Origin of the sequence: Accumulibacter sp. (assembly GCF_029255125.1) — a bacterium.
Taxonomy (GTDB): Bacteria; Pseudomonadota; Gammaproteobacteria; order Burkholderiales; family Rhodocyclaceae; genus Accumulibacter.
Genome location: NZ_JAPUVR010000056.1, coordinates 1 through 3549 on the forward strand (window position 1 = coordinate 1; position 3549 = coordinate 3549).

Annotated in this window: 1 protein-coding gene and 1 pseudogene; both read left to right on the plus strand. The window is 64.9% G+C overall.

What is annotated here, in order from left to right; genetic code table 11:
- Positions 1-305 precede the first annotated feature (305 nt).
- Positions 306-3191, plus strand: coding sequence for an adenosylcobalamin-dependent ribonucleoside-diphosphate reductase (locus Q1L59_RS02735; RefSeq protein WP_300327759.1), 2886 nt, complete (start codon positions 306-308; stop codon positions 3189-3191).
- Positions 3192-3229: 38 nt separating this feature from the next.
- Positions 3230-3549 (plus strand): annotated as a pseudogene (locus tag Q1L59_RS02740) (bifunctional NADH dehydrogenase FAD-containing subunit/selenide, water dikinase SelD); the annotation flags it as partial.

The window sequence follows — 3549 nt, forward strand, 5'->3', positions numbered from 1 at the left end:
AGCGCGCGGCGACCCCGCGATTCCCTGTCCATGTCAAGTCTTTTTTGCATTTTTTCGAAAATTTTTTCGCGTCGCTGGAGCGCCTCCGACCTCCGTCGGCGACCGCGAGTGTCTAAACTTCAGTTTGCCGAACCAGGGGATGGAATACTGTATATAGGGTGCAAGTTGCTTAGAGATACTAGATGTAGTAGTCTGTCTGCGACAAGCCCACCACCGAAGCCGTGTGACGCGCGCTCCGCCGACTTCTCCTGACGCCGGCGTCCGCTGCCGAACGATTGCAAACCACCTCCGAAGGAAAATCAGACATGAGCCAGCTTGCCCACCAGTTACCGCTCACGGCCATCGCGGAAGCCAGCGCAACACCGCCTCTTGCCGAGCAGGAGATATCGGTCGAGGTGCTCGTCGAAAAGTACGCCAAGGGTAACGAAGCAAGCGTGCACGACGTTCGCCGGCGGGTGGCGCGCGCGCTGGCCGCAGCCGAAGACGACAAGCAGCGGGCGCACTGGGAGGGGCGCTTTCTCTGGGCGCAGGAGAACGGCTTCGTGCCGGCCGGAAGAATCAACTCGGCCGCCGGCACGACGCTTGCGGCCACCCTGATCAACTGTTTCGTCCAGCCGATCGGTGATTCGGTGGTCGAAATCGTCGACGGCAAGCCGGGGATCTACAGTGCGCTGGCCGAGGCAGCCGAAACGATGCGGCGCGGCGGCGGCGTCGGTTACGATTTCTCGTCGATCCGGCCGATCGGCGCGCTGGTCAAGGGGACGCAATCGCGCGCTTCCGGACCGGTGTCGTACATGCGCGTCTTCGACCGTTCGTGCGAGACGGTGGAGTCTGCCGGCGCGCGGCGCGGCGCACAAATGGGCGTACTGCGTTGCGACCACCCGGACATCGAAGTTTTCATCCACGCCAAGGACCACGGCGACCTGACCAACTTCAACGTCTCGATCGCCGTCAGCGACGCCTTCATGACGGCCGTCGAAAACGACGCCGAGGTCGAGCTGACGCACCGCGCCGAGCCCAACCCGGAGATGAAACGCGCTGGCGCCTTCCAGCGCGAGGATGGCGTCTGGGTTTATCGGCGCGTGCGTGCGCGCGAACTCTGGGACCAGGTGATGAAGTCCACCTATGACCACGCCGAGCCGGGAATCCTTTTCCTCGACCGCATGAACAAGGACAACAACCTGTATTACTGCGAAGTGATCGAGGCGACCAACCCCTGCGCCGAGCAGCCGCTACCGCCCTACGGCTGCTGCTGCCTGGGTTCGATCAATCTGACGCTGTTCGTCAAGGCACCGTTTTCCGCCGACGCCGAGTTCGATTTCGAGGCTTTCGGTGAGGTGATCAAGGTCTCGACGCGGATGCTCGACAACGTGCTCGAAGTCACCGCCTGGCCGCTCGACCGCCAGCGCCAGGAGGCTGCCAACAAGCGGCGCATCGGGCTCGGCTTCACCGGCCTGGGTGACACGCTGTGCATGCTGCGTCTGCGCTACGACCGGCCCGAGGGATTGGCGATGGGCGCGCGCATTTCCGAGTTCATGCGCGACGCCGCCTACCTTGCTTCGATCGACCTGGCCAAGGAGCGCGGAGCTTTTCCCCTGTTCAACGCAGAACTCTACTTGTCGGGCGGCAATTTCGCCTCGCGCCTGCCAAGCGAGATCAAGCGACAGATTCGTCAGCACGGCGTACGCAACTCGCACCTCTTGTCGATCGCGCCGACCGGCACGATCTCGCTCGCCTTCGCCGACAACGCCTCGAACGGCATCGAGCCGCCCTTCTCCTGGACCTACAACCGCAAGAAGCGGATGGCCGACGGCAGCTTGAAGGAATACGCCGTCGAAGACTACGCCTGGCGGCTGTTCAGACACCTCGGCGGCGATGTCGAGCGGCTGCCCGAGTACTTCGTCACCGCGCTGGAACTCTCGGCCAAGGCACACAAGGACATGGTCGCCGCGGTCGCCCCGTACATCGACACGTCGATCTCGAAAACCGTCAACGTGCCGGCCGAGTACCCCTACGCTGACTTCCAGGACCTTTACCTGAGCGCCTGGAAGTCCGGACTGAAAGGCCTGGCGACGTACCGTCCGAACGCTGTGCTCGGCGCCGTGCTCTCGGTCGAGTCGCAGAAACAGGCGGAAGACCGCAAGCAACCGCAGGATTTCGAAACCGGCGACGCGAATCGCCGGTTGACCATCAAGACCTTGCCGGCGCCGGTGCTCGCCAGCCTGCGCTGGCCAAACCGGCCGAACCTGCCGGAAGGCAATCTGGCGTGGACGTACATGATCGAGCATACGCACGGCAAGTTCGCGCTCTTCGTCGGCCACCTCGAACAGGAAGGGCGCTGCTGGCCGTTCGAAACCTGGGTCAACGGGCCTGAGCAGCCGCGTGGTCTGGGCGCCGTCGCCAAGACGCTGTCGATGGACATGCGCGCGAACGACCACGGCTGGCTGGCGCTGAAGCTCGAGTCGCTGGCGCGCACCGCCGGCGACGAAGGTTTCGACATGCCCTTCCCGCCGACCGGCGAACGCAAGCGCATGCCTTCGGTGGTCGCCGCGATGGCTCGCCTGATCCAGTACCGCGTCGAGCGGATCGGCGCCTTCGAACACGAAGGCGCCACCCCGGTGCTCGACGCGATGTTCAGCCGCAAGGAGCCCAAGACGGGCACCGACGGCACGCTCTCGTGGACCGTCGACGTGTTCAATCCGGCGACCGGCGAAGACTTCGTCGTCGGCCTGAAGGAGATCACGCTGCCCGACGGCGTGACACGTCCCTACTCGGTATGGCTTTCGGGAAACTACCCGCGTGCGCTCGACGGACTGACCAAGCTCCTCTCGTTCGACATGCGCGTCCTCGACCCGGCGTGGATCGGCATGAAGCTGCGCAAGCTGCTCGACTATCCCGAGCCGCTGGGCGATTTCATGGCCTTCATCCCGGGCACTCGCCGGCAAGCGAACTATCCGTCGACCGTCGCCTACCTGGCGCAACTGATCATTCACCGCTACGCCATGCTCGGCATCCTCGACGAAAACGGCCTGCCGCTGCGCCAGATGGGGATACTGCAGCCGCCCGCGGGCAGCACGGCAACGCCGCCGACCGCTGGCAAGCTGTGCGGCGAGTGCGGCAACCTGACGATGATCCGCAAGGACGGTTGCGATTTCTGCACCGCTTGCGGCGCCGTCGGGACTTGCGGCTAAACGCGCGACGGCGATCGGACGTCTGAGCGCTGCCGCGCATGCCCGCATCGACCTCCGACAGCGGCCGCGACATCGTGCTCGTCGGCGGCGGTCACAGCCACATCATCGTCCTGCGCGAAATCGGCTTGCGAGCGCTCGCCGGCGCGCGCCTGACGCTCATTTCGAGCGCCGCGCGCACGCCCTATTCCGGCATGCTGCCCGGCTATGTCGCCGGGCATTACGACTTCGACCAAGTGCATGTCGATCTGCCGCGCCTGGCGAGTTTTGCCGCTGCCCGCTTCATCGCGGACGAGGTGACGGCGATCGACCGTGCGGCGCGCCTGGTGCAGTGCCGCAGCGGGCGCACGCTGCCCTGGGA